At 45.1% G+C, this 23,422-nt stretch carries 24 protein-coding genes, 1 tRNA gene and 1 riboswitch; of the genes, 10 read left to right on the plus strand and 15 right to left on the minus strand.

Features of this window, described 5'->3' with window-relative positions; genetic code table 11:
* Positions 1-82 precede the first annotated feature (82 nt).
* Positions 83-586 (minus strand): YwhD family protein, encoded by a 504-nt coding sequence (locus tag FS818_RS27680; protein ID WP_145336550.1) that lies wholly within the window; start codon positions 584-586, stop codon positions 83-85.
* A gap of 101 nt (positions 587-687) precedes the next feature.
* Between FS818_RS27680 and FS818_RS27685 the strand changes: the two genes are divergently transcribed.
* The 5 genes from FS818_RS27685 (at position 688) to FS818_RS27705 (ending at position 5,815) form a co-directional block, all read left to right on the plus strand.
* Positions 688-2,679: a M1 family metallopeptidase gene (locus tag FS818_RS27685; protein WP_145336552.1), complete on the plus strand. Its 1,992-nt coding sequence runs from the start codon at positions 688-690 to the stop codon at positions 2,677-2,679.
* 10 nt (positions 2,680-2,689) lie between these two features.
* Positions 2,690-3,544, plus strand: a complete 855-nt coding sequence (locus FS818_RS27690) for a hypothetical protein (RefSeq protein WP_145336554.1) — start codon at positions 2,690-2,692, stop codon at positions 3,542-3,544.
* A gap of 291 nt (positions 3,545-3,835) precedes the next feature.
* A riboswitch (cyclic di-AMP (ydaO/yuaA leader) is annotated at positions 3,836-3,973 on the plus strand.
* Between the two features lie 3 nt (positions 3,974-3,976).
* Complete coding sequence (locus FS818_RS27695; protein WP_090924879.1) at positions 3,977-4,447, plus strand: C40 family peptidase; 471 nt, start codon at positions 3,977-3,979, stop codon at positions 4,445-4,447.
* A gap of 400 nt (positions 4,448-4,847) precedes the next feature.
* Positions 4,848-5,306, plus strand: a complete 459-nt coding sequence (locus tag FS818_RS27700) for a GNAT family N-acetyltransferase (protein WP_260989986.1) — start codon at positions 4,848-4,850, stop codon at positions 5,304-5,306.
* A 149-nt stretch (positions 5,307-5,455) separates the two neighbouring features.
* Entirely contained in the window at positions 5,456-5,815 is a 360-nt protein-coding gene (locus FS818_RS27705; RefSeq protein WP_145336558.1) for a c-type cytochrome, read from the plus strand.
* A 113-nt stretch (positions 5,816-5,928) separates the two neighbouring features.
* On the opposite strand, the gene FS818_RS27710 is transcribed toward FS818_RS27705, so the two are convergent.
* Positions 5,929-6,222 (minus strand): 4a-hydroxytetrahydrobiopterin dehydratase, encoded by a 294-nt coding sequence (locus FS818_RS27710; protein WP_090924882.1) that lies wholly within the window; start codon positions 6,220-6,222, stop codon positions 5,929-5,931.
* 212 nt (positions 6,223-6,434) lie between these two features.
* Positions 6,435-6,728: a hypothetical protein gene (locus FS818_RS27715; protein ID WP_090924883.1), complete on the minus strand. Its 294-nt coding sequence runs from the start codon at positions 6,726-6,728 to the stop codon at positions 6,435-6,437.
* Between the two features lie 235 nt (positions 6,729-6,963).
* On the opposite strand from FS818_RS27715, the gene motA reads away from it, so the two are divergent.
* Together motA and motB are read left to right on the plus strand one after the other, a co-directional pair.
* Complete coding sequence (gene motA / locus FS818_RS27720; RefSeq protein WP_110899509.1) at positions 6,964-7,764, plus strand: flagellar motor stator protein MotA; 801 nt, start codon at positions 6,964-6,966, stop codon at positions 7,762-7,764.
* On the plus strand, positions 7,751-8,569 hold the full coding sequence (gene motB / locus FS818_RS27725; protein ID WP_145336560.1) for a flagellar motor protein MotB: 819 nt from the start codon (positions 7,751-7,753) through the stop codon (positions 8,567-8,569). Before motA ends, motB begins: the two co-directional genes overlap by 14 nt.
* Before the next feature lie 197 nt (positions 8,570-8,766).
* Here the strand turns inward: motB and FS818_RS27730 are convergent, their stop codons facing one another.
* Together FS818_RS27730 and FS818_RS27735 are read right to left on the minus strand one after the other, a co-directional pair.
* Positions 8,767-9,468, minus strand: a complete 702-nt coding sequence (locus FS818_RS27730; RefSeq protein WP_145336562.1) for a pseudouridine synthase — start codon at positions 9,466-9,468, stop codon at positions 8,767-8,769.
* Between the two features lie 18 nt (positions 9,469-9,486).
* Entirely contained in the window at positions 9,487-11,826 is a 2,340-nt protein-coding gene (locus tag FS818_RS27735; RefSeq protein WP_145336564.1) for an ATP-binding protein, read from the minus strand.
* A 331-nt stretch (positions 11,827-12,157) separates the two neighbouring features.
* Here FS818_RS27735 and tadA point away from each other — a divergent pair, with 331 nt between their 5' ends.
* Both tadA and FS818_RS27745 read left to right on the plus strand, forming a co-directional pair.
* Positions 12,158-12,658 carry a tRNA adenosine(34) deaminase TadA gene (gene tadA / locus FS818_RS27740; RefSeq protein ID WP_145336566.1) on the plus strand — a complete coding sequence of 167 codons (501 nt, stop codon included), beginning with the start codon at positions 12,158-12,160 and terminating at the stop codon, positions 12,656-12,658.
* A gap of 52 nt (positions 12,659-12,710) precedes the next feature.
* Positions 12,711-13,283 (plus strand): GNAT family N-acetyltransferase, encoded by a 573-nt coding sequence (locus FS818_RS27745; RefSeq protein ID WP_145336568.1) that lies wholly within the window; start codon positions 12,711-12,713, stop codon positions 13,281-13,283.
* 172 nt (positions 13,284-13,455) lie between these two features.
* Here the strand turns inward: FS818_RS27745 and FS818_RS27750 are convergent, their stop codons facing one another.
* From FS818_RS27750 to FS818_RS27760, 4 genes are all read right to left on the minus strand, one after another.
* The gene (locus FS818_RS27750) at positions 13,456-14,550 is read right to left on the minus strand and encodes a hypothetical protein (protein ID WP_145336570.1); all 1,095 of its coding nucleotides are present in this window, start codon (positions 14,548-14,550) and stop codon (positions 13,456-13,458) included.
* Between the two features lie 269 nt (positions 14,551-14,819).
* Complete coding sequence (locus FS818_RS27755; protein WP_145336572.1) at positions 14,820-14,972, minus strand: small acid-soluble spore protein P; 153 nt, start codon at positions 14,970-14,972, stop codon at positions 14,820-14,822.
* A gap of 22 nt (positions 14,973-14,994) precedes the next feature.
* Entirely contained in the window at positions 14,995-15,171 is a 177-nt protein-coding gene (locus FS818_RS29015) for a hypothetical protein (protein WP_186331907.1), read from the minus strand.
* A gap of 25 nt (positions 15,172-15,196) precedes the next feature.
* Complete coding sequence (locus FS818_RS27760) at positions 15,197-15,538, minus strand: hypothetical protein (RefSeq protein WP_145336574.1); 342 nt, start codon at positions 15,536-15,538, stop codon at positions 15,197-15,199.
* A 151-nt stretch (positions 15,539-15,689) separates the two neighbouring features.
* Between FS818_RS27760 and FS818_RS27765 the strand changes: the two genes are divergently transcribed.
* The gene (locus FS818_RS27765; protein ID WP_145336576.1) at positions 15,690-16,037 is read left to right on the plus strand and encodes a hypothetical protein; all 348 of its coding nucleotides are present in this window, start codon (positions 15,690-15,692) and stop codon (positions 16,035-16,037) included.
* 190 nt (positions 16,038-16,227) lie between these two features.
* Here FS818_RS27765 and FS818_RS27770 read toward each other — a convergent pair.
* The 6 genes from FS818_RS27770 to guaB all read right to left on the minus strand — a co-directional run bounded on the left by FS818_RS27770 (position 16,228) and on the right by guaB (position 23,022).
* Positions 16,228-16,316 (minus strand) — tRNA-Ser (locus tag FS818_RS27770).
* A gap of 202 nt (positions 16,317-16,518) precedes the next feature.
* Positions 16,519-17,802, minus strand: coding sequence for a serine--tRNA ligase (gene serS / locus FS818_RS27775; RefSeq protein WP_145336578.1), 1,284 nt, complete (start codon positions 17,800-17,802; stop codon positions 16,519-16,521).
* Positions 17,803-18,079: 277 nt separating this feature from the next.
* Complete coding sequence (gene pdxT / locus FS818_RS27780) at positions 18,080-18,670, minus strand: pyridoxal 5'-phosphate synthase glutaminase subunit PdxT (RefSeq protein WP_145336580.1); 591 nt, start codon at positions 18,668-18,670, stop codon at positions 18,080-18,082.
* Positions 18,671-18,688: 18 nt separating this feature from the next.
* The gene (pdxS, locus tag FS818_RS27785; RefSeq protein ID WP_062329598.1) at positions 18,689-19,570 is read right to left on the minus strand and encodes a pyridoxal 5'-phosphate synthase lyase subunit PdxS; all 882 of its coding nucleotides are present in this window, start codon (positions 19,568-19,570) and stop codon (positions 18,689-18,691) included.
* A gap of 182 nt (positions 19,571-19,752) precedes the next feature.
* A complete protein-coding gene (locus FS818_RS27790) occupies positions 19,753-21,144 on the minus strand; it encodes a D-alanyl-D-alanine carboxypeptidase family protein (protein ID WP_145336582.1) in 1,392 nt (463 codons plus the stop codon).
* Positions 21,145-21,564: 420 nt separating this feature from the next.
* On the minus strand, positions 21,565-23,022 hold the full coding sequence (gene guaB / locus FS818_RS27795) for an IMP dehydrogenase (protein WP_145336584.1): 1,458 nt from the start codon (positions 23,020-23,022) through the stop codon (positions 21,565-21,567).
* Between the last annotated feature and the right edge of the window lie 400 nt (positions 23,023-23,422).

The raw sequence follows: 23,422 nt of genomic DNA on the forward strand, positions 1-23,422 counted from the left end.
ACATCTTCATCACAGAAATAAAGCAAGCCCCGAAACCGGATATTCCGGTTCGGGGCTTCTTGCTTTTGTTCTATTTTTATCCTCAGGCAAGTGCCTCTTTCAATTCATCCGGTGAAGCATTCCACCATTCTTCATTATGAGAGATCAGAAGTGTCTTCAGCGCCGCTTTGTCTTCCGGTCCCAGCTCATCCAGCATAAATCGGCGTTTCATCGCATAATCCATCCGGTTGACGTGATCCGCGAGCAGCTTCCACCCCCGTTTGGCTTCCGTGTCAATCCACATCTCACATGCCGTTGCCCCGCCATACAACTGTCCTTGCTCTGTTCGATCCACAGCAACCCATACCAGCCATACCTGACGTCCATTCGGAACGTCTTCACGATTCGTTGAAAATTTAATGCCTCGTTCCACTTTACTCTTCGCGTGCATGGCACCGATGTCGATCTTCGCTTCGCCCTGGTCAATGATGACGGGAGAAAGATTGTTCAGATCAATGGAACCTGCACCAAAGCCTTTATGTTTGCTCTTTGCACTCACGATATTCAAGGCAATCTGTTTCTTGCCGTTTTGCTCATTTTGGTCCATGTTCATAGCCTCCAAGAGTTGATACAAATATTTTAACTAATAATTGGCCCAATGCAAACATATACATGCTGTAGATGCTTGTCAACGGGAGGTATTTAACGATGATTCCACGACGCGCCAAGAGCTGGCTCATCATATCCCTGGCCTTATGCCTGTTTGCCGGAGGGGTATGGATCACACTCGGTTACAATCGCTCCATTTCATCTGAGTTACCCGTACTCGCTCCAGAATCGGGCAAGCCTCCAGCCAAAACCGGAGCGCCCGCTCCCCCGGAAAGTGTACAGTCTCCTACAGCCGAGGTATACAGCAAACGTGTGGTTGAATACCACATGGATGTGAAGCTGAACGAGGGGAACAAACTGCAAGGCACACAGACCATAACCTGGACTCATCCGGGCAAAAAAACGGTGAACGAACTTTATTTTCATATGTACCCTAATGCATTCTCCTCTGCGGATACTACATTTATGAAAGAATCGGGCGGTAAGCTTCGCGGCGATGTCATGCCCACAGATGGTTATGGCTCGATGAAATTTACTGACATGCAGACGGAGGATGGGCTCTCTCTGTTACACCGGATGCAGTATGTACAGCCGGATGACGGGAACATCAAAGACAAAACGCTGATCAAGGTTCGTCTGCCCAAACCCGTCAAGGGCGGTGAAAGCATCACAATTCGCACAACGTTCGAAGTGAGTTTACCTAAAATTTTCGCAAGGATGGGCAAAACGGATGATTTTGTCATGGCAGGCCAGTGGTTCCCTAAACTCAGTGCTTACGAGCCTGTTGGGAGACGGGGCCGTACCTTGGAAGGCTGGAACCTGCATCAGTATCACGGAAACTCCGAGTTCTATGCCGACTTCGGTATCTACAGTGTGCGTATCCGAGTACCCGAAACATACAAGGTGGCAGCAACCGGATTCCCAACGCAGCAAGCGGCCTTGAAGAATGGTGAGAAAGTGTATCAATTTTATGCCGATGATGTACATGATTTCGCTTGGGCAGCCTCACCTGATTTTGTGTATGCGGAGGAACCCTTCTCTGCTCCCAACGTGCCCGGTGTACGCATTAAACTCTACCTTGATCCGGCACATCAGGATCTGAAGGAGCGGTATCTCTTTGCTGCCAAAGCCGCATTAACGAATTACAGCAAGTGGTTTGGTCCCTATCCTTATGCCACCTTATCTATCGTGGTCCCGCCAAAAGCCGCAAACGGGGCCGGAGGCATGGAATACCCAACTCTAATTACAGCCTTTGGGGCCGATGACACAACGCCGGGTTACGATCTGGAACGCACCGTTGTACATGAAATTGGACATCAATACTTCTACGGCATGGTTGCGAGCAATGAGTTTGAGGAGGCCTGGCTCGATGAAGGGTTCACCTCCTATGCAGAAGATAAACTGATGGAACAGGAATACGGATTGATTCCGAATCTACCGGTACAATCGGGTCTTATCACATCTCCGGCTCCTCTAACACAGCCCTCGTGGAAGTTTGACTCACAGAATCAATATGCTTCCAACGTGTACACAAGGGGCAAACTGGTGCTACTCGGCATTGAACAGCAAGTCGGAGCGAAGACCATGGAACGAATCCTTTCGACGTATGTAAAAAAATATCGTTTTAAACATCCCGCAACGGGTGATTTTCAAAAGGTGGTTGAGCAAGTCACCCGCACCTCCTGGGCGGATTACTTTGACCAATATGTCTACCGGAACGGCATGGCCGATTTTGCTGTAGAGAAGATCAACGTTTCTTCTATAGAGAAGGACGGCAAAAAAATGTACGAGTCCTCTGTCACCATCGTCAAAAAAGGCAGTGACTTTCCCAAGGTTCCTGTTCGGATAACGTTTGAGGACGGACATACCGTAACCAAACACTGGGATGGCCGCGAGGAGCGGGTCACCTATAAACTGACATATACATCTCCTGTCACCTGGGCCATGACAGACCCTTTGTATGACATCGTGCTCGAAAATCGCCATATGAACAATTTCCTGAGAACCGGACTGGACGAGCAAGTCAAATCCCGCTGGAACATGAGTGCTACGAAACTAATTGAAGCCATATTCGGAGGTCTGTCATGGTGAGGTGGAGACAGTGAAAGCAAAAATTCGTGAAGGCTGGTTTCTCGTCCGTCAGCATATGTTTATTGCCGCGCTCTTGTTTATCTATCAATTAATTTGGGGTTACTTCATCTATCGGTTGGTGCAATCGGCTGTCGTTCCTCTATTACTACGTTATCCAACGGATGATGTCGGCGAGCTAAGCACGCTTTTATTCAAAATGGAAAGCCAGCTCGGCTTGTCTGGTCCGGAGGTCCAGCGCTATCTGTGGATTCTGGGCGGCATGTTATTGCTTCGCTTGCTGATCAGTCCACTTATTCAGGCTGGGTTGCTCTACTCCCTGCAACATTATCAATCTACAGAAGAACGCATTCCTTTTATTCGTGGCATCAAAACGTTATGGAAATCCATGCTATTGCTACACACTATGCGTACCTTTCTCATGTTCTTGCCTGCGTACTGGCTTCTGCCCAAATTGTATTCTACAATAATGGACGGTTTTCATTCTCTTCATTTATTACTTCCCGGCGTTCCATATATAGCAGGCTGGATTATTTATGGCTGGATCGTACATCATGCAGTGCTCTACATGCAGTTTGGTATTTCTGACCCGGAAGCAGAAGGGCGAATCCACGGGACGCTCAAGGGACTGTGGATTGCTGTGTGCCGCATCTTCGCTGTTATCGGTGTTGCGCTGGTGTTGGGAGTTGTCCATTTGTTGGTCTTCGGTGCATTCACTTCCGCCTCCTGGTTCTTGACAGGACTATCCGGATTAATCCTGCAACAAACCTATCCGCTTGCCCGAAGCCTACTCAGTATGTGGAAAGTATGTAGTCATTTCCGTTTATGGCAGTCCACATCCACCAGACATGAAAATCATATACGTTGAACTAAAATGTTACACACAAGCTGAGATCGCTTTCAAAAATAAAAAAATGTTACCATCTCATGTTAAACATTTCATTCGTTATTACGTATAAATACGCAAACCTCGACCTTTCCCCGTCAAAGGTCGAGGTTTTTTTTGTTAATTTTACTGCTAAACGTTGCCAAAGTACTACGCCTCTGGTACAATAAGCGCAGTGAGTTTTTAGTAACAACTTTGTAATCTTTAAATCCTTATTTGTAACAACTTTAAATTAAATCCTTAAAATTAAATTTTTTTCATTTTTCAGGTGCATAACTAGCATAGCCAAATTCCTGGCACCTGGGAAGCGGGGGAACCAGTTATGGGTGAATTGATCTTGAAACAGAGGGATCATAGGGGACCTTCAACCGAATCCTTAAGCTAACCTCGCAGGCGTTGGAAGGGGTATATCACTTGTTTAAGAAGAAACTGACCGCAGCAGTACTTAGCCTTACATTTGCATTATCACTTGGAGCAGGCAGCGCATTTGCAGATTCTAAGATGGATAAAGTAATTGATTCAGCAATGGGAACTACATACAAAAGCGGAGGAACAACGCTTGACGGTTTTGACTGCTCCGGATTCACACGGTATGTATTCGACAAATTAGGTATTGATTTGGCTCGTCAATCCAGCTCCCAATACGACATGGGTGATTCCGTATCCCGCATGGAAATGAGACCTGGAGATCTGGTGTTCTTCAACACAACAGGTAAAGGCATATCACACGTAGGCATTTTTGTAGGAAGTGGCAAGTTTGCACATTCTTCTTCTTCCAAAGGTGTAACGATCAGCTCTTTGAGCGAGAACTACTGGGCTAACCGCTACGTTGGCGCTAAACGGATCATGAGCACGGACGATTATGAGTCACTGGCCCTTGACTAGGTACAAGCTGTAATCAACATGATGTTGGAACCATGTAACTATACTGTAACGAAATACGAAGTATAAACAGAACCGCCCGGTGCATTCTCCGCAGGAATGTATCCGGCGGTTTTTTTATGCTTTCTGACTCTGTGTGGTTTATGATGTTACAGTCATGGTGTGTATCTGAACCAACACGTTCGCCTTCTTTCGTTTGTCCGTGCCCTTATCATGTTCTTACCCAGCCTGTTATAATATAAACGGAATGATTAAGACTTTTGTTTCAATTTTTATCTGATCGTTTAAAGACTTGCCTGATGCACGGCTCTTTTAGTAGAGTGAACAAGATACGGATATTGGAGAAAGGAGCATGCATTGTTATATGAAGAATGAAGCCTCTTTGATACTTCATGTTGTACCGATGCAAGAAAAACATGCTGAACTTATATGTGGCTGGAAATACGCCCCACCTTACAATATCTATAGCTGGCTACCTTGGGAACAGATGAAAGCACTGGAAGTCGAGTTCGGTGATGCACAGCTCAGACAAGAACAATACGCCATTATCCTGGATCAACATGATCAGGTTTATGGATTCGCACAATATTTCCCGCTCCAGCATGTCACACGTATTGGTCTCGGTATGCGCCCCGATCTGTGTGGGCAAGGTCTCGGCAAAGCATTTGTTACTGCGATCGTACAAGAGGCCATCCGCCGGAATCCATCCAATGAAATTGATCTTGAAGTACTGACTTGGAATAACCGCGCTATCCAGGTATATCTAAAAAGCGGATTCGTCATTCAAGATACATATGAACGCCAAACTCCCAGTGGTTTAAAGCCCTTCCATTGCATGGTCTATGAAGGCCCAAGAGAATAAACTCGCAAGTAAATGGTTTCAATTTGTCTCTCTTTTGTGATTAGTTCAAAAAATTACCACAAAATGCTATGATGTAACGACAGCTTCCGTTATAATGATAGGGATTAGTTTGAGTTAGATGATCTTTCATTCTGGAGGGGACATAAGGGATGCACAAATGGATCATGAGCGGGGTATTTTTTGCAGCATGTGCTTTAGCTATTGTTTTAATGTTTACGCTTCCAGGTAAAGAGGAAGTGGAGCAGGAAGCCAAACCAAACATGCCTGAAGTGGCTATGGATGCTGGACAGGCTGAGACGTTAGTGAAAGCCAACTGTATTTCCTGTCACGGCGATCAGCTTCAAGGTGGCGTAGGCCCGGCTCTTGCAAACATCGGTAGTAAGGATGATGTGGAGAAAATCTATTCCACCATTGTCAAAGGTAAAGGCGGCGGTATGCCTTCGTTCAAAGGCAAACTGCAAGACGAAGAAATCGCCCACATTGCAATGTGGCTAGCAGAGAAGAAATAATGCATTCTGCGCGTAAGGCATCAAAGAGGCTCTCACCCTCCCGTTAGGGAGACAAGAGCCTCTTTTGGCATGCATTACAAACATCATCCTGCAGACAACGTTGGTGCAGATTATTATGTTCTCATTTTCTCAAAAGCTTCGTTGTACTGCTCTGCTTCTTTGATGTCTACCGATGTAATGCCACCTGCATCCCAAGACGTAAGACGCAGTGTAACCGTTGTATAATCAATAGTAATAAAAGGGTGATGATTGAATGCTTCCGAAATCGCAGCGACTTCATCCACAAACGCAATCCCTTTCATATAGTTAGAAAACACAAATTTGCGGACAATCCACCGTCCCTCTTCCAGTTCCCAGCCTTCCAGCCTTCCCAGATGAGCTTCGACTTCCTCTTGCGTAAAAACCATGCGTTATCTTCCTCCCCATATGATGAGACATCGCGGACTTACATCCACATGACCATCGGCACCTTTGCATGCTGCCCATACAGCCTTAAAGGCAGGCCACCGCCCAGCGGCGCCTTTTTCATGAGTATCATCTTACCACGTCAAAGCACCAAAATCCATAGAACAGACGGCTCAGTGCCTTGAGGCGCAAGGTTTTATCGTTAATACATCCTTTAGATTAAAGGTACAAAGGTCAGCTCTTCTTCTCCGATCAAAATATGAATCCGGTGTTGGTCTTTGTCATGGATCACCACACCGCTTCCAACCGGAATGACGGATTCCTCTCCAAGCGCGTAGAACAAATCCTCCGCCAGCGCTTCGTCCACCTCAAGCTGTTCTGGTTCCCCTAGTCTCCCCCACTCTTCCGCATCCATTTCAAAGAAAACATAGCGATCCGGTATGCGTCCTATGGCCACCGTTAAATCTGTCAATATTCCTTCATAATCACGTCCATGCTTTACGCCCATTGACTTCTCACTCCCACTCACCTTGTAAAAGGCGGATTTGATCTTATTATACCTGAAAATAACCCTTAAAAAAAAAGCCCCTCTGGTCGATAAATACTATACATGACCGTTTCATTCGTTTTCGGCAGCTTTGGAGGTTGCCAGACATGTAACGGACTGCAGCAGAACCTTCGTCTGGAAGCCCGAATTCTGCCGCCTGAAAGGATTCAATTTTATCTCATGGATGAGGTGTATGATGGAAATTTCAACGATTATCGGACTAGTTTTGGGGTTAGTCTCCCTTGTACTTGGTATGTTTTTGAAGGGTGCTCCGCTGATCAATCTCGTTAATAACCCGGCAGCATACGTTATTATCTTCGTTGGTACGGCAGGAACCATCTTTATGGCGTTTCCAATGTCTGAAGTTAAGAAGATTCCGAAGTTATTCGGTATCCTTTTCAAAAAGCAACAACTGATTGACCGTGTTTCTCTGATTGGCACATTTATGGACTGGGCTTCCACTACCCGTCGTGAAGGTTTGCTCGCTCTGGAATCAAAAGTAGAAGAGATCGATGATCAGTTCCTTCGCAGCGGCATGCGGATGATTATTGACGGTAACGACCAGGAATTCGTCAGTGATGTACTGATGGAAGATATTCATGCAACCGAAGAACGACATCGCGGCGGCGCACTGATCTTCGCTCAAGCGGGGATGTATGCACCGACACTCGGGGTTCTCGGGGCCGTCGTAGGTCTGATTGCGGCACTCGCCGACCTCAGTGACATGGAGAAGCTCTCTCATGCGATTGCAGCGGCATTTATCGCAACCCTTCTGGGTATCTTCAGTGGTTACGTGTTATGGCACCCGATGTCCAACAAGCTGAAGCGGATGTCCAAAAAAGAGATGGAAATCAAGTTGATGATGGTTGAAGGACTCTTGTCTATTCAATCTGGCGTATCTACTATTGCCATCAACCAAAAGTTATCCGTATTCCTGACACCTTCCGAACGTAAACAACTGGAAGAGAAGGAGGGATCATCAGGTGAAAAAGGGTAAAAAACACGAACCGCATGAAGAGCATATTGATGAAAGTTGGTTGCTTCCCTATTCCGACTTAATGACTTTGTTGCTCGCCTTGTTCATCACCCTGTTCTCCATGAGTTCACTGGATGCTGCCAAATTCGAGCAAATGGCCTCGGCACTAAGCAGCGCGCTCAACGGAGGTTCCGGCGTTCTGGATCACACGTCAATGAATCCAACGGACTCCAGTACAGATCTAGGCAAAAACAAGGAAGTACCGGAGGTAATCACAAAGAAAACTCCTGCGCAGATTACGGATGCCCAGATGGCCCAAAAAGAACAGGAAGATCTAGAGAAGCTCAAGAAGCGACTCGACAAGTATATTGCTCAGAACGGACTATCAGACCAACTGAATACCAAACTCAACCAGTCTGAACTCAAGATTACCATCAGTGACAAAGCCTTGTTCTCCTCTGGGCGAGCAGATGTGAAGCCTGAATCACGTTCACTGGCCAAGGCGATCTCCAGCATGTTGCAAGAGTTCCCTGAGTACGAAGTTGTCGTATCCGGTCATACCGATAATATTCCCATTTCCAATAACCAATATAAGGATAACTGGGATTTGAGTGCAGATCGTGCTCTGAACTTTCTGAAAATTCTGTTGCTGAATCCGCAGCTTGATCCTTCCAAGTTCACACCTAGTGGATACGGAGAATATCATCCAATCGCCAGCAATGATACAAACATCGGAAGAGCACAGAATCGGCGTGTAGAAGTGTCGATTATCCGGAAGTATCAAAGTAACAATGCGAATGTAAAATCCGTAAGTGGTGGCAACTAGCCGTCCTCAGCACGTTATGCGTTCAAGACCGTTCTCCATGTAATGAAGGAGAGCGGTTTTTCTCTTTTTAAGGCGTTAAGCAATGGGCATCTTCTGTATTTAAACTGAAAAGCATTGCCTCCTCCTTAAAGGAAACAATGCTTTTTCTTTCACGCTAAAGCAAGCTGAGTCTTGACCCGGCTCATTTTCGGCATCCTTTATTCCAGCGAATAGTCCAGTAAGCTACCAAGTTCTGCTTTTTCAGCAGATGTAAGCTCCCGCCATGTTCCTGTTGCCTGCTCTCCAAGATGAATATTCATAATACGAACTCGTTTCAGCTTGCGAACCTCATAGCCGAATGCACTACACATCCGCCGGATCTGACGGTTCTTGCCTTCCGTCAAAATAATACGAAACACACGGTCTGTCATTCTAGTTACGGTGCAAGGCAACGTCATTTCTCCCAGAATTTTAACACCGGTACTCATTCCCCTGAGGAAGCTCGGTGTAATCGTCCGATCAACCGTGACAATATACTCCTTTTCGTGACGACCCTCGGATCTCAAAATCCGATTCACGATATCCCCGTCATTCGTCATCAGAATTAAACCTTCCGAATCCTTGTCTAGACGTCCGATCGGGAAGATCCGTTCATGATGTCCAACAAAATCAACGATATTCCCCTGAATGTGTTGCTCGGTTGTGCTTGTGATTCCCACAGGTTTGTTCAGCGCGATGTACACATGCTTTTTCTTCTCACTAATCGGCTTCCCGTTGATTCGAACATCATCGCCTTCTTCTGCTTGACTGCCGAGCTCCGCCTTGATGCCGTTAATGGTCACCTGACCACTTTCAATTAATTTGTCGGCTGCTCGGCGGGAGCAGTAACCTGTCTCACTAATAAATTTATTAATACGCAAAAGGTCATCTCACCTCATCTAGTTCTCTTCATCTGGTTGTTGTTTTTCCGCTGATGGATCTGCCTCGTGTAACTGTGTCTGCACTTCAGAAGCCGGCAGTTCAATAATGACAGTGGTCCCTCTATTCATAACGCTCTTAATATCCATCATGCCCTTATGGGATTGAATAATGCGCTGACTTACCATGAGGCCGAGTCCTGTACCGGATTCTTTATTCGTGAAGAACGGCTCCCCAAGCTTTGGCATCATTTCTTCCGGGATGCCAATCCCTTCATCCTTAATTTCAATTCTAACCCGGTTGGCCAGCTCGTTAACCTTCAGCTTGATATGGATGCTTCCTCCATTCGGCATAGCTTCCATACCATTCTTCAGAACATTGATGAAAACTTGCTTTAACTGATTCTCTTCACAGTGTACCATAGCTGAATCCGATGATGCATGCAACACAAACTCAACCCCGTGCAGATGCGCCTGACTATCCAGCAATGAGATAACATCCCCAAGAATGAAACGAATGTCCCGCTCTTGAAAATGAACTGCCTGCGGCTTCGCCAGAATCAAAAACTCGCCCACGATCAGGTTGATTCGATCAAGCTCGGATAACATCAGATCCAGATGACGATGATTTAGCTTGTTGCTTTCCTGTTGAAGCTGTAGGAAGCCGCGTAACGTTGTAAGTGGATTACGAATCTCATGGGCTACACCAGCGGCGAGCTGTCCAACCGTCGTTAGCTTCTCCGACCGTCTAAGCAGCTCTTCCATCCGATTACGGCTTGTAATATCTCTTGAGACACTGATGAGTGCCGTAATCTCACCCGCCTCGTCGCGTACAGGCGCTGTACTTACACTGACTTCAACCCGGGTTCCGTCTTTTTTCATCCAGATCGTTTCGTTAGACGTAATCGACATGCCTTCAATAAGCTGAGCATGCTGTTGCTTCATTTCTTCTTCCGCCTCAGGAGGAATAATCTTCAGCAAACGTCCTTCCACCTCACGGCTACGAAAACCATATAATTGTTCAAATGCACGGTTAACCCGTAGCACTTTTCCTTCAAGGTCTGTTATATGAATTGCATCAGCTGTTTGATTAATGATAGACTCCAGGTGCTCCTTCACTGCCCGGTTCTCTTCATACATCTGCTTCAGACGGCTTGTATAGTGACCCAGATTTCGAATCATCGCATTAATCCGGTTGGCGAGCTGTCCCAGCTCGTCCTTGCGTTTAATCTTCAGACGAAAATCAAAATGTCCATCCGCCACATCATTCACCTTGTCCAAGATCGATTGGATGGGACGTGTAATGTAACCAGCAAGCAAGTAACTGCCAAAGATCACAATCTCCAGCAAAACCAGAGATATTGAAGCATGGCTAACCAACTGTTCCGAGACCATCGATGATATTTGTTTGTAATCCATGACAATACTGATTACATAGGAAGACTCATTCGGAGTGAAAATCGGAATAAAACTCTTCAATACCTTCTGATCATGCGTCTCACTCACAAAAGACACATTCTGCCCCGTGCGAACAGCTCGCACCACAGCACGGTGGTCTTCATCTACCGAGCCATACTGATATGTACCAAAACGGATCGGTCTGTTATTCAGTTTGCTGAAATTGATATCTCTTCCATCATCGCTCATATCGGGGCTCGCAAACGTCAAAGGATTGATGCCTGTAATCTCCAAAATGGAAGGATTGACTTCACGAATTTTAGTTAAGATTTCATCCGGACTAGAGATCTTCACATAGTCATCTACTTCAGTATTATTATAGAAGGGGTTGATTATGTAATTTCTCTTTCCATCATGGTAATAACCCCAGATATCGATATCTGTAGGACTGGACGTCGAATACTCGAAACCATTTGACCAGAAATGATCCAGCTTCTGCCCCTCGGGGATCGTTACCTGATGCTTCTCGAATAACTGTTTAAACGCCTGATACCAGTACGTCATTGATTTCGTGGAGAGGCCTATCTCCCTTGGATCAGAGGAACGGTTAACTACGATATCATCATCCGTCTGTTCCAGGAGTGAGATATGGGATACACCTACTTTTTTACTCAAACGAACCAGATCTTCATTGGTAATGTTCTTGATGTCTGGATCTAATTCCTCTGCTGCCATAATTGAAGCAAGCCACAGATTGTTTCCGATCTGCCTTTTTACATAATCTGCACTGTACTGATTTTGTTCGACAGAAATTGCGATCTGTTTCGCTGTGAGTACCATCTTGTTCTCACTATCCTGCCTCAAATTCTCTTCTGTAGTATAATAACTCAGTGCGATATTTAATACCAAAATAACGAGCACCGAGCACGACATAATCATGGATAATTTCGTTTTAATAGACAAATTCGTTCTTCACCTCTCGGCTTATGCCCTCTGGCGATATATGGCAAAACCTATATCCATCATAACGCTTGTATGACTATTTGAAAAGGATAATCGCCCATTGCCCGAAAGTTACCGCTCTGGCTGAATAGATCGAATATTGTTGTTTGTTCACTTTTCATGAAATGCAATGAGATGTATCACTGGATTTGTTCACAAATCCACAGGGTTGTGGATAGTATGTTCATAACTATGTGATTAACTAATAGTTATCCACAATTCTGTGCACAACATGTTAACAAACCGAATGTTTGTTCGCTGAATAAATGCTAACGAAGGGAGTTTTACACCTATGAAGGATGATTTTCCTCAGCCTGATCTCACAGTGCTGAGCGAGGAAGAGCTACATGAATATTGGATGCGGCAGGCTATTGCAGAGGCCCACAAAGCAGAGGCGCTTGGTGAGGTACCCATCGGAGCCGTAGTTGTGCGTAACAACGAGATTATCGGTCGTGGGTATAATCTGCGGGAAACCACGCTCGATCCTACTGCCCATGCAGAAATGGTAGCCATACGAGAGGCAAGCGAAGTCATTGGAGCTTGGCGCTTACTGGACTGTTCACTGTACGTTACTCTCGAGCCTTGTCCAATGTGTGCCGGTGCGATTGTGCAATCCAGGGTTCCACGCGTTATCTTCGGTACTGCGGATCCCAAAGCAGGATGCGCAGGGACATTAATGAATTTACTTCAAGAACCGCGCTTCAATCATAGAACCGAGGTTATCCCTGATGTTCTGCAACCGGAGTGTTCTTCCATGCTAACGCAATTTTTTAGACGTTTACGTAAAAAGTAATTACGATACAGATGAATCGAAAATAAATACACATGAAAGGATGTCTGTTACAATGGCACTAACACTATACGATACAGCTCATGGCATAAGTCTTCGTTTACTCAACACCCAGGATGCACAAACCTATCTTGAATTGATTGAGCTTACCCGCATCCCGTATCAAGCAGTTGAACCGATTCGCGAAAATGATTTCTACACACTTGAAGCTCAGACCCGGCGGATTGAGGATCGCGTGCGAGCCGCAGATGAGGGAACCGGTTATCAGTTCGGCATCTTCACGATTAAGGATGACCTTCTCATCGGGCAGGTTAGTCTGAACAATGTTGTTCTCGGCGTTGCTAACTATGCAGATATGGGGTACTTCATCCATCCGGACTATCAAGGCGGGGGACGAATGACTGCCGCGGTCAAGCTGGCTGTAGCCTATGGGTTTCGTGCTCTGAAGTTAAACCGGGTGCAGGCCGCTGTACTGCCATCAAACCAGGGTTCTAAGCGGGTACTGGAGAAAAACGGATTTCAGCCTGAAGGAATCGCTCGTAAATATTTGAAAATTAACGGAGTCTACCAGGATCATCAGATCTACGCTGTGCTTGCCGAAGATTTGCACGATGAATCGTATCACTAAGCCCTTTTGCCTTGCCTCCGTTATTGTTTTACATAATAAACACCACACCATTTCTTATAAAAGGCAGTAGTGCGGTATTTATATAAACAAAACCCGCCTAGATACTAGCAGGAAAAGAGCATTCTCTGCTTGAGTATCCAGGCGGGTTTTATTCATAGATCAGGTTTAGATCTTAATATCCGTAAGAGGAGTTCATCAGTTGCTCAAACTCTTCCATTGTAATTACATCGTCACCTGTCGGGATGTTGATTTTGAATTCAGGCTTTTCGTTAATTTTAGTGTATGTGTTCGAACCAGTGAAGGCCAATTTCATTTCGTCTTTGGTATCTTCTGGTTTGATCAGCATATCAGCGACCATTTTTTGATAAACTGGGAAGTCGTTTTTATCCAACGCAAAATCGATGTTGAACGTGTTGATTGTCAGAACGTCTTTCAATTTATCCAGATCTTTAGTCATTTCAGCTTGATCTGCTTCTGAGATTTTCAAATCTTCTTTGGCTTTGTCGATATCTGCTTGGCTCAGTTGCAACATATCTCTGTATTCTTCTTTGGAGACAATATCCATCACTTTAGGAAGCGCTTTGGTTACCAGTACAGTAACAGCTTCTTTCACATTGTCATTGTTTACAGAGAATTGTACGACCTGCTTCGCGTCTACACCTTCAGGCAACTTTGCATCTTTGGTATCGAGGTTTTTGAAGAACTTGGCTTCATCATACTCACCCAGTACCGCATCCATGATTTCGTTGCTCAGCTTTTGTGTTTTGGCAGCGTCCAGTGCATCAGGGTTAAATTCGGTACCCTCTTGCTCCGCCAATTTTTTCAAGTCGAATTCAATAAATTTGTTCACCATATTCTCCGGAATCGGGAAGAATGGGATGTTTGGTACTTTTACATACAATTTCTCTTTGGTTATTACCATAGGAATGTTAAAAGTCATCCCCATATCGCCTTTAAGCTCGATGCCAACGGTCATCTCTGTCTGCATTGGCTCGCTTTGGTATACACCTGTGACATTCAGTTGTGCGTCCTTCAGCATGCTCATAAACTGCGTCATGCTTTGATCCGTCTGAGATGCATCACCAGGTTTATAGCTCAACTCATTGATTGTAAAGTTGGAACTCATTTCGTACGAAGTTAATTTAGAAGCATTTGCCGCAGCCGTCTTCAATGCCTCTTTTGGTTCTTGCTTGCTACTACATGCTGTTAAAGCCAAAGATACGGTTAACAACAACGTAAGAAGAAGCGCCCCCATGCGTTTAGTCATTCGTTTCTCTCCTCTCGTGATAACCCCAAAAAAATAATTCAATACCAATGATATACCATCTCGGCCGATACTGAAACCTAATTTGGGAAAATTGTGATTTTTCCTCTTTAAAATGGCTAGAAAGACCTATGTCAGGTACGGGATGATCTGACTGCTAGTCTTTCCATATGTATGAATACGCAAAAGCCCCCTGTTAGGTAACAAGGGACTTTTGAAATGAAGTGATTTTTATGTTTGGTACTTATCTTTTGCACAAAAACATTATAGGGTTACCCCTCCGGATTTAGATGATCCACATGGTTCTGATTCTTCACTTTTTTAGAGCCAGACAATGGTTCTTGCATGGAAGAGCGCTTGGATGAATGACGTTGCTGATGGTTTTCCTGAGCTTCGGGTACAGGAATTGCTTTTGGTTTACTCATATGAGTGCCTCCTCATCATAGGTTAGGAATGAGATGGGTCTCTATCTTCCGTTTTATCATGATTTAATGCATCCTGATGGCGGCGATCATTGGAATCTTGTTGTATTTGCTGTGCATGATGGCTGTTAACACCCGTTTGTTCGAGATCTCCAACAACATTTTGCAGGTTTTTATCCACGCTCGATTTGGTTTTAGTCATTCCATTCGACCCCTTTTGGTTCGTATTAAGAATTTGTTATCGATTGCAATGACTGAGCACACTCGTGAATATGCCGAGTGTAATCATGCGCCAGTTCCTGAATCGGTTCTGTGCGTTCATCCGTTGTTCTCCCATCCCGTTCCACGTCAACTAGCTCTACACTGACCTCACGGGAATCAACATATTGGCATTTAAAATCAAAAGAATACATTTCGTGACCTGCTGTTGCAATGTGTATCCGAATCGCCTGATGATTTGCTTCGTCTGCCATAACCTGTGCCTGATCACCCACATTCAAGACTTCAGGCAAACGCTCCTGCCAAGCGCCTACAAGTTCGTTCTGATCAATGTTTAGTTCGCGGTTCATCTTTACCACCTCCACTTCTATAACGTGCGGAGAAGATGTTGTTTTTATGCATGATTGAATCTGGCAATACCATAAACTTCATTAAAATGATTACAATTTCAATTGTGCATGATACAATCATTTCATTATGTAGAGTTAGGAGGGAATCATATTGAGAGTTGCCACTGGCATCATCTTCGCATTTTGGCTTGTATTCATGTTCTTTAAGTTTCTGACAACACAACCTGTAGATTATGATGGAGAAACTACACGCATATTAAGCGGAGGACTAATCTTCGTTCAATTCATTGCATGGGCTTTTATTTTCACGTTACCATTTACAACCTTTTCAATTTTAGTCGTAGCAGAAGTGATCGCTTTGTTATTAGCAATAACGTATCAACCAGGCTATTCGGTCTTTGCAGTCGTTAACCTAATCTTCCTTATTATGAGTTTTGCTGCACATAAAGAATTGCAGAAGAAAATAGCAGTGTCTAAAAAGCAAGCCAAAACTACATAGCTTTCGTTTAAGGGCATACCTGTCTAGGTATGCCTTTTATTATCTTCATAAAAATGCCTTTACAAGTCCTCCCTTTAGATTATCTCTAACGGTCACAAATAAAAAAACACACTAGACCGCTGTTCAACAGTCTAGTGTGTTTCAAACATAATCACCGCAAATCCATATGCGGTGTGCAATTTTAAAGTTATGGCGGAGAGGGTGGGATTCGAACCCACGTGGGCTTGCACCCTAACGGTTTTCAAGACCGCCCCGTTATGACCGCTTCGGTACCTCTCCAGAAAAATATTTTATAAACTTGCCACGAAAAGTATCATACCATAGATTAATGATGGAATGCAAGTTTTTTTATTTAAACTTCGTGCTAAAATCGGATTGTAACAGGTGACCCGCACTGCAACTTATCATCCATCCCACCCGCCATCCTCAAATGGCGAGTGGAGTAAGATGATTCGTTAATTATGCTATCTCGAACTTCATACTATTTACGGCGAGCAATGACTTCAATCCCACCCATATATGGACGCAATGCTTCCGGAATAATCACCGTTCCGTCTTCTTGCTGATAGTTCTCCAGAATGGCTGCTACCGTGCGCCCCACTGCCAATCCTGAACCGTTCAGTGTGTGTACAAATTCAGGCTTCGCCTTAGGCTCTCTGCGGAAACGGATATTGGCACGACGTGCCTGGAAGTCTTCGCAGTTGGAGCATGATGAAATCTCACGGTAGGTATTGCTCTCAGGCAACCACACTTCAATGTCATATGTTTTAGCCGAAGTGAACCCCATATCTGCCGTACAGAGCGTCAACACGCGGTAAGGCAAGCCGAGAAGTTGTAGTACACGCTCTGCGTTTTGTGTCATCTTCTCCAGCTCATCATACGATGTCTCTGGTGAAGATAGCTTGAGCAACTCCACCTTGTTGAACTGATGCTGACGGATCAAGCCACGAGTATCCCGTCCAGCCGAACCAGCCTCTGAGCGGAAACAGGAACTATACGCGACAAAATGCTTCGGCAGATCATCGGCATTCAAAATTTCTTCACGGTGGTAGTTCGTTACAGGTACTTCTGCTGTTGGAATCAGATAATACTCGGTATCTCTAAGCTTGAACAGATCTTCCTCGAACTTCGGCAACTGGCCTGTTCCAAACAAGCTATCCCGATTCACGATATATGGAGGCAAAATTTCTTCGTATCCGTGCTGATCGCTGTGCAGATCCATCATAAAGTTAATCAGCGCACGCTCCAGACGCGCTCCAAGTCCTTTATAGAAGGTAAAACGGGAACCCGTCACTTTGGCCGCTGCTTCAAAATCAAGGATGTCCAGCTCCTGTGCAATCTCCCAGTGCGCTTTTGGCGCGAAAGAGAATGACTTGGGCTCTTCCCAACGGCGAATTTCAACATTATCCTCTTCGGATGTACCCACAGGCACACTTTCATTTGGAATGTTAGGAATCGCCATCGTGAGATCATTAATTTTAACCTCAAGCTCACGTACTTCCTCGTCCATTGCTTTAATCCGATCGGAGACCTCACGCATCTCGACAATTAATTCATCGGCGTTCTCACGGTTTTTCTTCAGTCTAGCTACTTCTGCAGATACGGTGTTACGACGACTCTTCAGATTCTCACTCTCCTGAAGCAATTCCCGTCGCTTTGCATCGAGCTCCGTAAACCCAGCAATCAGGTCGAGCGATTTTCCACGATTATTTAACGCTTCTTCTACACGTGCATATTCATTCCGCAATATTTTCACATCAAGCACTACGTACCCCTCCTAATAAACCTACATTATGGAGCCTCATATCAGGCCCGTTCTCGATACTTTCATTTAAAAACACAATAATATCTATTATAACCTACAATGTGCCAATAACCGAAAAAACAACCTATGTCCCCGGTTGCACCTCCGCTGCGATTCCGCTATGCAGCAGTTACAAGCAACATGAGGCATCCGTCCAGATGCAACAGCCGCAGCAGCCTAGAACAGACAACTGAGGAGTGCTCCGATGACCGGGAGATCATAGGTTGTACATCATACTTTATTTTGCTTCTACCGATTGTTTATATGCCCTTGCCATGTCTACAAAGTAAGCATGTAGACGGTAGTCATCCGTCAACTCCGGATGGTAGGAGCAAGCCAGTAAATGTCCCTGGCGCGCTGTCACAATCTCATCTTTATACGTGGAAAGAACCTCAACCTGTTCACCAACACTCTCAATTAGCGGAGCGCGTATAAATACAGCCCGTACCGTCTCTTCGATACCTTTTACAGGCAGATCTGTCTCAAAGCTTTCTCTCTGCCTCCCGAAAGCATTGCGGGAAACGGTCATATCCATAAGCTCCAAATGTGCTTCTTCTTGACCCTGAATACGCTTGGCCATGACGATCAAACCCGCACAGGTACCAAATACCGGCTTTCCAGCTGCAGCAAAGGCACGAATGGCTTCCATGAACCCATACTTGCGCATGAGCTTTCCGATGGTTGTGCTCTCTCCACCCGGCAGAATCAAGCCATCCAGCTCCTCTAACTGCTGAACCTGCTTAATGGCTACACCTTCAGCTCCAGCACGTTCAATACTGCGTATATGTTCTGTAACAGCACCCTGAAGTGCCAAGACGCCGATCTTCATGTCTGAGTTCCCCTTCTCTTACCAGCCGCGATCCTGCATGCGCTCGGAAGGTGCAAGTTTGGAAATTTCAATACCTTTCATTGGTGCTCCTAAGTTTTTAGAAACCTCAGCAATCAATTTATAATCGGTATAATGTGTTGTTGCTTCAACGATCGCACGTGCGAACTTCTCCGGGCTATCCGATTTGAAAATACCGGAACCTACAAATACGCCGTCAGCTCCAAGGTGCATCATAAGGGCTGCATCTGCTGGAGTCGCTACGCCGCCTGCTGCAAAGTTAACCACTGGCAATTTCCCGTTCTCATGCACATCGAGCAAAAGCTCATAGGCAACGCCCAGGTTCTTCGCTTCAGCATACAGCTCGTCTTTTGACATATTAGTTACTTTACGAATTTGGCTGTTGATAAAACGCATATGGCGAACTGCTTCAACGATGTTGCCTGTTCCCGGCTCACCTTTTGTACGAATCATAGATGCTCCTTCACCGATCCGGCGAAGTGCTTCACCCAAGTCTTTCGCTCCACATACAAACGGTACAGTAAACTCATGTTTATCGATATGGAATACTTCATCCGCAGGAGTCAGTACTTCACTCTCATCCAGGTAATCCACACCCAGTGACTCAAGTACTTTAGCTTCTACATAGTGACCAATACGTGCTTTGGCCATGACAGGGATCGTCACAACCTTCATTACTTCTTCCACAATCGTTGGATCAGCCATACGCGCCACTCCGCCTGCTGCGCGAATATCGGAAGGAACACGCTCAAGTGCCATTACTGCTGTTGCACCTGCTGCTTCCGCAATTTTAGCTTGCTCGGCGTTCATGACGTCCATGATTACGCCGCCTTTTTGCATTTCAGCCATACCTCTTTTAACGCGTGATGTTCCCGTTTCCATATTCCAAGCCCCCCGTAGTGTATGTGTTGTCTCCCATTTTTCAATAAGCAAAATGACGCTTCTATTCAGATGAAAGAGCCTTAGACTTTTATACTGTAATACGTAGAATTCTAACTTGATATTTTACCGGAAAAAGTGAAAATATACAATCCACTCATTCAGTATTAGTTTGTATTTTTCAGTTAAAACAAGTTTTTGATTCCATCGAACAGATCAACGAAGAAGTCTTTGATCGCACGGAAGAATAGACGGAACCAGCCGCCTTTTTCAGCCTCTTCGGCTGTAATCAGATTTACCGTCTTCTCCTGAGGTTCCATTCCCTCTGCTTTGTATGTGTAAGTGACCGTACCAACCTTGGTACCTGCTTTGATTGGTGCAACCAGTTTATCCGCTTCCGTTACACTTGCTTTGAATGTAACATTCAGATTTTGAGTGCCTTTAGGCACAACAAAGCTTACCGCATTATCGGTTACGACAGGAACTGTCGTCTCTTTCCCTTTTTTCAGAGGTACCGTTTCCCAGCCTTTCACTTTGGTTTTACCTGAAACAGCCTGTTTCACTTCAAAATTATCAAAGCCGTAATCCAGCACCTTTTTCGTTTCTCTAAAACGTGCGGATTCGGAATCGGTTCCCATCACTACGCTGATCAAACGCATACCATTACGCTCAGCCGTACCCGTAAAGTTATTACCTGCATTGCTCGTATGGCCTGTTTTCATGCCATCCAGACCTTCGTAAGCGTAGCTTTTGAAGTTGGTTATATTTTTATTCGCTTCCAGCATCCAGTTATAGTTGATGATAGGTGCTTTGTCGTTCGGTCGGAATTTGTAAGATTGAATCGTTGTAAAATCTTTGTAGTCGGGATGATCTCTAACGATATATCGGCACAAAATAGCAGCGTCTAGTGCGGACATTACTGTTTCCTTGTCTTCTGCTGGACGGAATTCAGCTGGCATATCCGCACGATCCAGACCAGTAGAGTTAATGAAATGGGTATCCTTCATGCCCATCCGTTTCGCTTCTTCATTCATCATTTTTACGAATTCGGCTTCCGAACCCGCAACATACTCCGCCAAGGCCACTGTCGCATCATTGGCCGATCCAACAGCCATTGCGATATACAGGTCTTTTACCGTATGCTGGTCACCTTCAGCCAGGAAAATGCGTGATCCGATACTTTTAGCCGCATTTTTTTTAACAGTAACTACATCATCCCAGCCAAACTTCCCTTGTTTAACCTGTTCAGCAACGATATACTCTGTCATCATCTTGGTCATACTCGCTGGCGGCATTGCTTTATCCGCGTCAACTGACAGTAAAATCTGACCTGTAGAAGCCTCCATCAGGACTGCCGATCTTACATCAAGTCCGAGCGAGTCTACGGAAGGGATACTGACGGCCTTTGCTGGCGTTTTCGTTGTTGTAGCTGCCGCAGTCAGAACCTGACCAGAGTCATTTGCTGCAGCCATAACAGGCATCACTGCGGACATGCATAGCATGTTAACGAGCATAACGGAGGCTACGCTCTTTTTGAGGATCTGACGTTTTTTCTTATTCATGTGTTTGGCTTTCAATGATGAATACTCCCTTCGATCTGAAGCTTCTGAATGATGCCTCAGTGCAGCTCAAGCTGCTATTTTCATAGTCCCTGTCATTGTGTCAATGGATATGTGATTCTCTGCTGAATGCGCTGTATCGAAATGAGCAAGTTCGTTGCTCTAATATTCAGATCAATAGTCACTTCGCTCGCATCTTGCTGAATGCTTATCTTATGTAAAACGTAATAAACATTCTTTCTAATATGATAAGTCATAACCGGCTTACCTTGAGTCTTATAAAAAAATCATGGATCACGTCAAAAAATCGCCGCAACGCCCCGTTCCATCCTAGGACGGTCACCGCTTGTTCTATTCTATCACAGGGGTATGCGCAAAAAAAGACAAGCCCGGCGAAAATCGCCGAGCCTGCCTTGGAAATCATTAACTCTCTTCGCATTACAACGAGTAGTTAGGTGCTTCTTTCGTAATCTGTACATCATGCGGATGGCTCTCCCGAAGACCAGCGCCTGTAATACGGATAAAACTTGTGTCATTACGTAATTGATCCAGATTGCTCGTTCCGCAGTATCCCATACCCGAACGCAATCCACCGATCAACTGATGAATGGTATCAGACAAAGGACCTTTGTATGCTACACGACCCTCAATGCCTTCAGGAACCAGTTTTTTGTCATCATCCTGGAAGTAACGGTCTTTACTGCCTTGTTTCATTGCAGCCATCGAACCCATACCACGATATACTTTATAACTGCGTCCTTGGAAGATTTCCGTTTCTCCCGGACTCTCTGCTGTTCCCGCAAACAGGCTTCCCAGCATTACGGCATGAGCACCTGCAGCAAGAGCTTTGGTGATCTCTCCAGAGTATTTAATACCACCGTCAGCAATAACAGGTACGCCGTATTCACGCGCAACGCTTGCACAATCATATACTGCTGTAACTTGAGGTACACCAATACCTGCAATAACACGAGTTGTACAGATGGAACCTGGTCCAATACCTACTTTGACAACGGAAGCCCCTGCTTCAATCAGATCACGTGTGGCTTCACCCGTAGCAACGTTGCCTGCAATGATAGTGAGCTCAGGGAAACGTTCGCGCAACTTGCGAACCGCTTCAATAATGTTAATATGATGCCCATGAGCTGAATCTACTGTAATCAGATCCACACCCGCTTTGACCAGAGCATCTGCACGTTCAAACGTATCTTTCGAGATACCAATTGCTGCACCAACCAAAAGGCGACCTTGCGCATCCTTCGCAGCTTGCGGGAACTGAATTGCCTTCTCGATATCTTTAATTGTGATAAGGCCCTTCAATGTGTTGGACTCATCCACCAATGGAAGTTTTTCAATTTTATGCTTCTGCAAGATACCTTCTGCCTCCTGCAGTGTTGTACCCACAGGAGCTGTAACCAAATTCTCACGAGTCATGACTTCACTAATCTTGATGTTGAAATCATGGATAAATCGCAAGTCACGGTTTGTCAGAATCCCTACGAGCTTCTGATCTCCTTCAACGATAGGCACACCGGAAATCCGGTATTTTGCCATAACTGCCTCAGCATCAGATACCAGATGTTCAGCTGTGAGTGAAAAAGGATTGGTGATAACACCGCTCTCCGAACGTTTAACCCGATCCACTTCTTCAGCTTGCTGTTCAACGGACATATTCTTATGAATAATACCAATACCGCCTTCACGCGCAATGGCAATTGCCAATGTCGCTTCAGTAACAGTATCCATCCCTGCACTAATCAAAGGAATGTTCAATTTGACGTTATCGCTCAAACGAACGGACACGTCTACTTCTTTAGGCAGTGTCTCGGATTTCCGTGGCACTAGCAATACATCATCAAAGGTGAAGCCTTCCTTACCAAATTTATCTTCCCACACGCAAGTGTTCCTCCTTATGTTTGCTCAGCTTTACCGACCAAAACCCGAAGATTCCAGGCTGTATTGTATGCCGAAAATTCGTTTTCTGAAAATATATTATTGTCCATCTTAGCAAAGCGATATTTAGAATGTCAAGGGAAACTCCTTGGAACAATCAGGTGTGCTTCCCCTTGCACACAACTGTGTTCCTTACGTGGACAAGCCTCGATAATATAACAAAAAAGCGCCCTTTCATTTAGATCGGTACGCCTGCTTTTATTGTTAGTGTAGTTTAAGTATTCCTTGATTGAAGATTTTTATGATCTTCATTAATTAATAAAAATATAAAAACCACCACCGAACATCATCGGCAGTGGTTCTTTGCTTGGCGGCGTCCTACTCTCCCAGGACCCTGCGGTCC

Origin of the sequence: Paenibacillus xylanexedens, assembly GCF_007680605.1 — a bacterium.
In the GTDB taxonomy this organism is placed as follows: Bacteria; Bacillota; Bacilli; order Paenibacillales; family Paenibacillaceae; genus Paenibacillus; species Paenibacillus xylanexedens_B.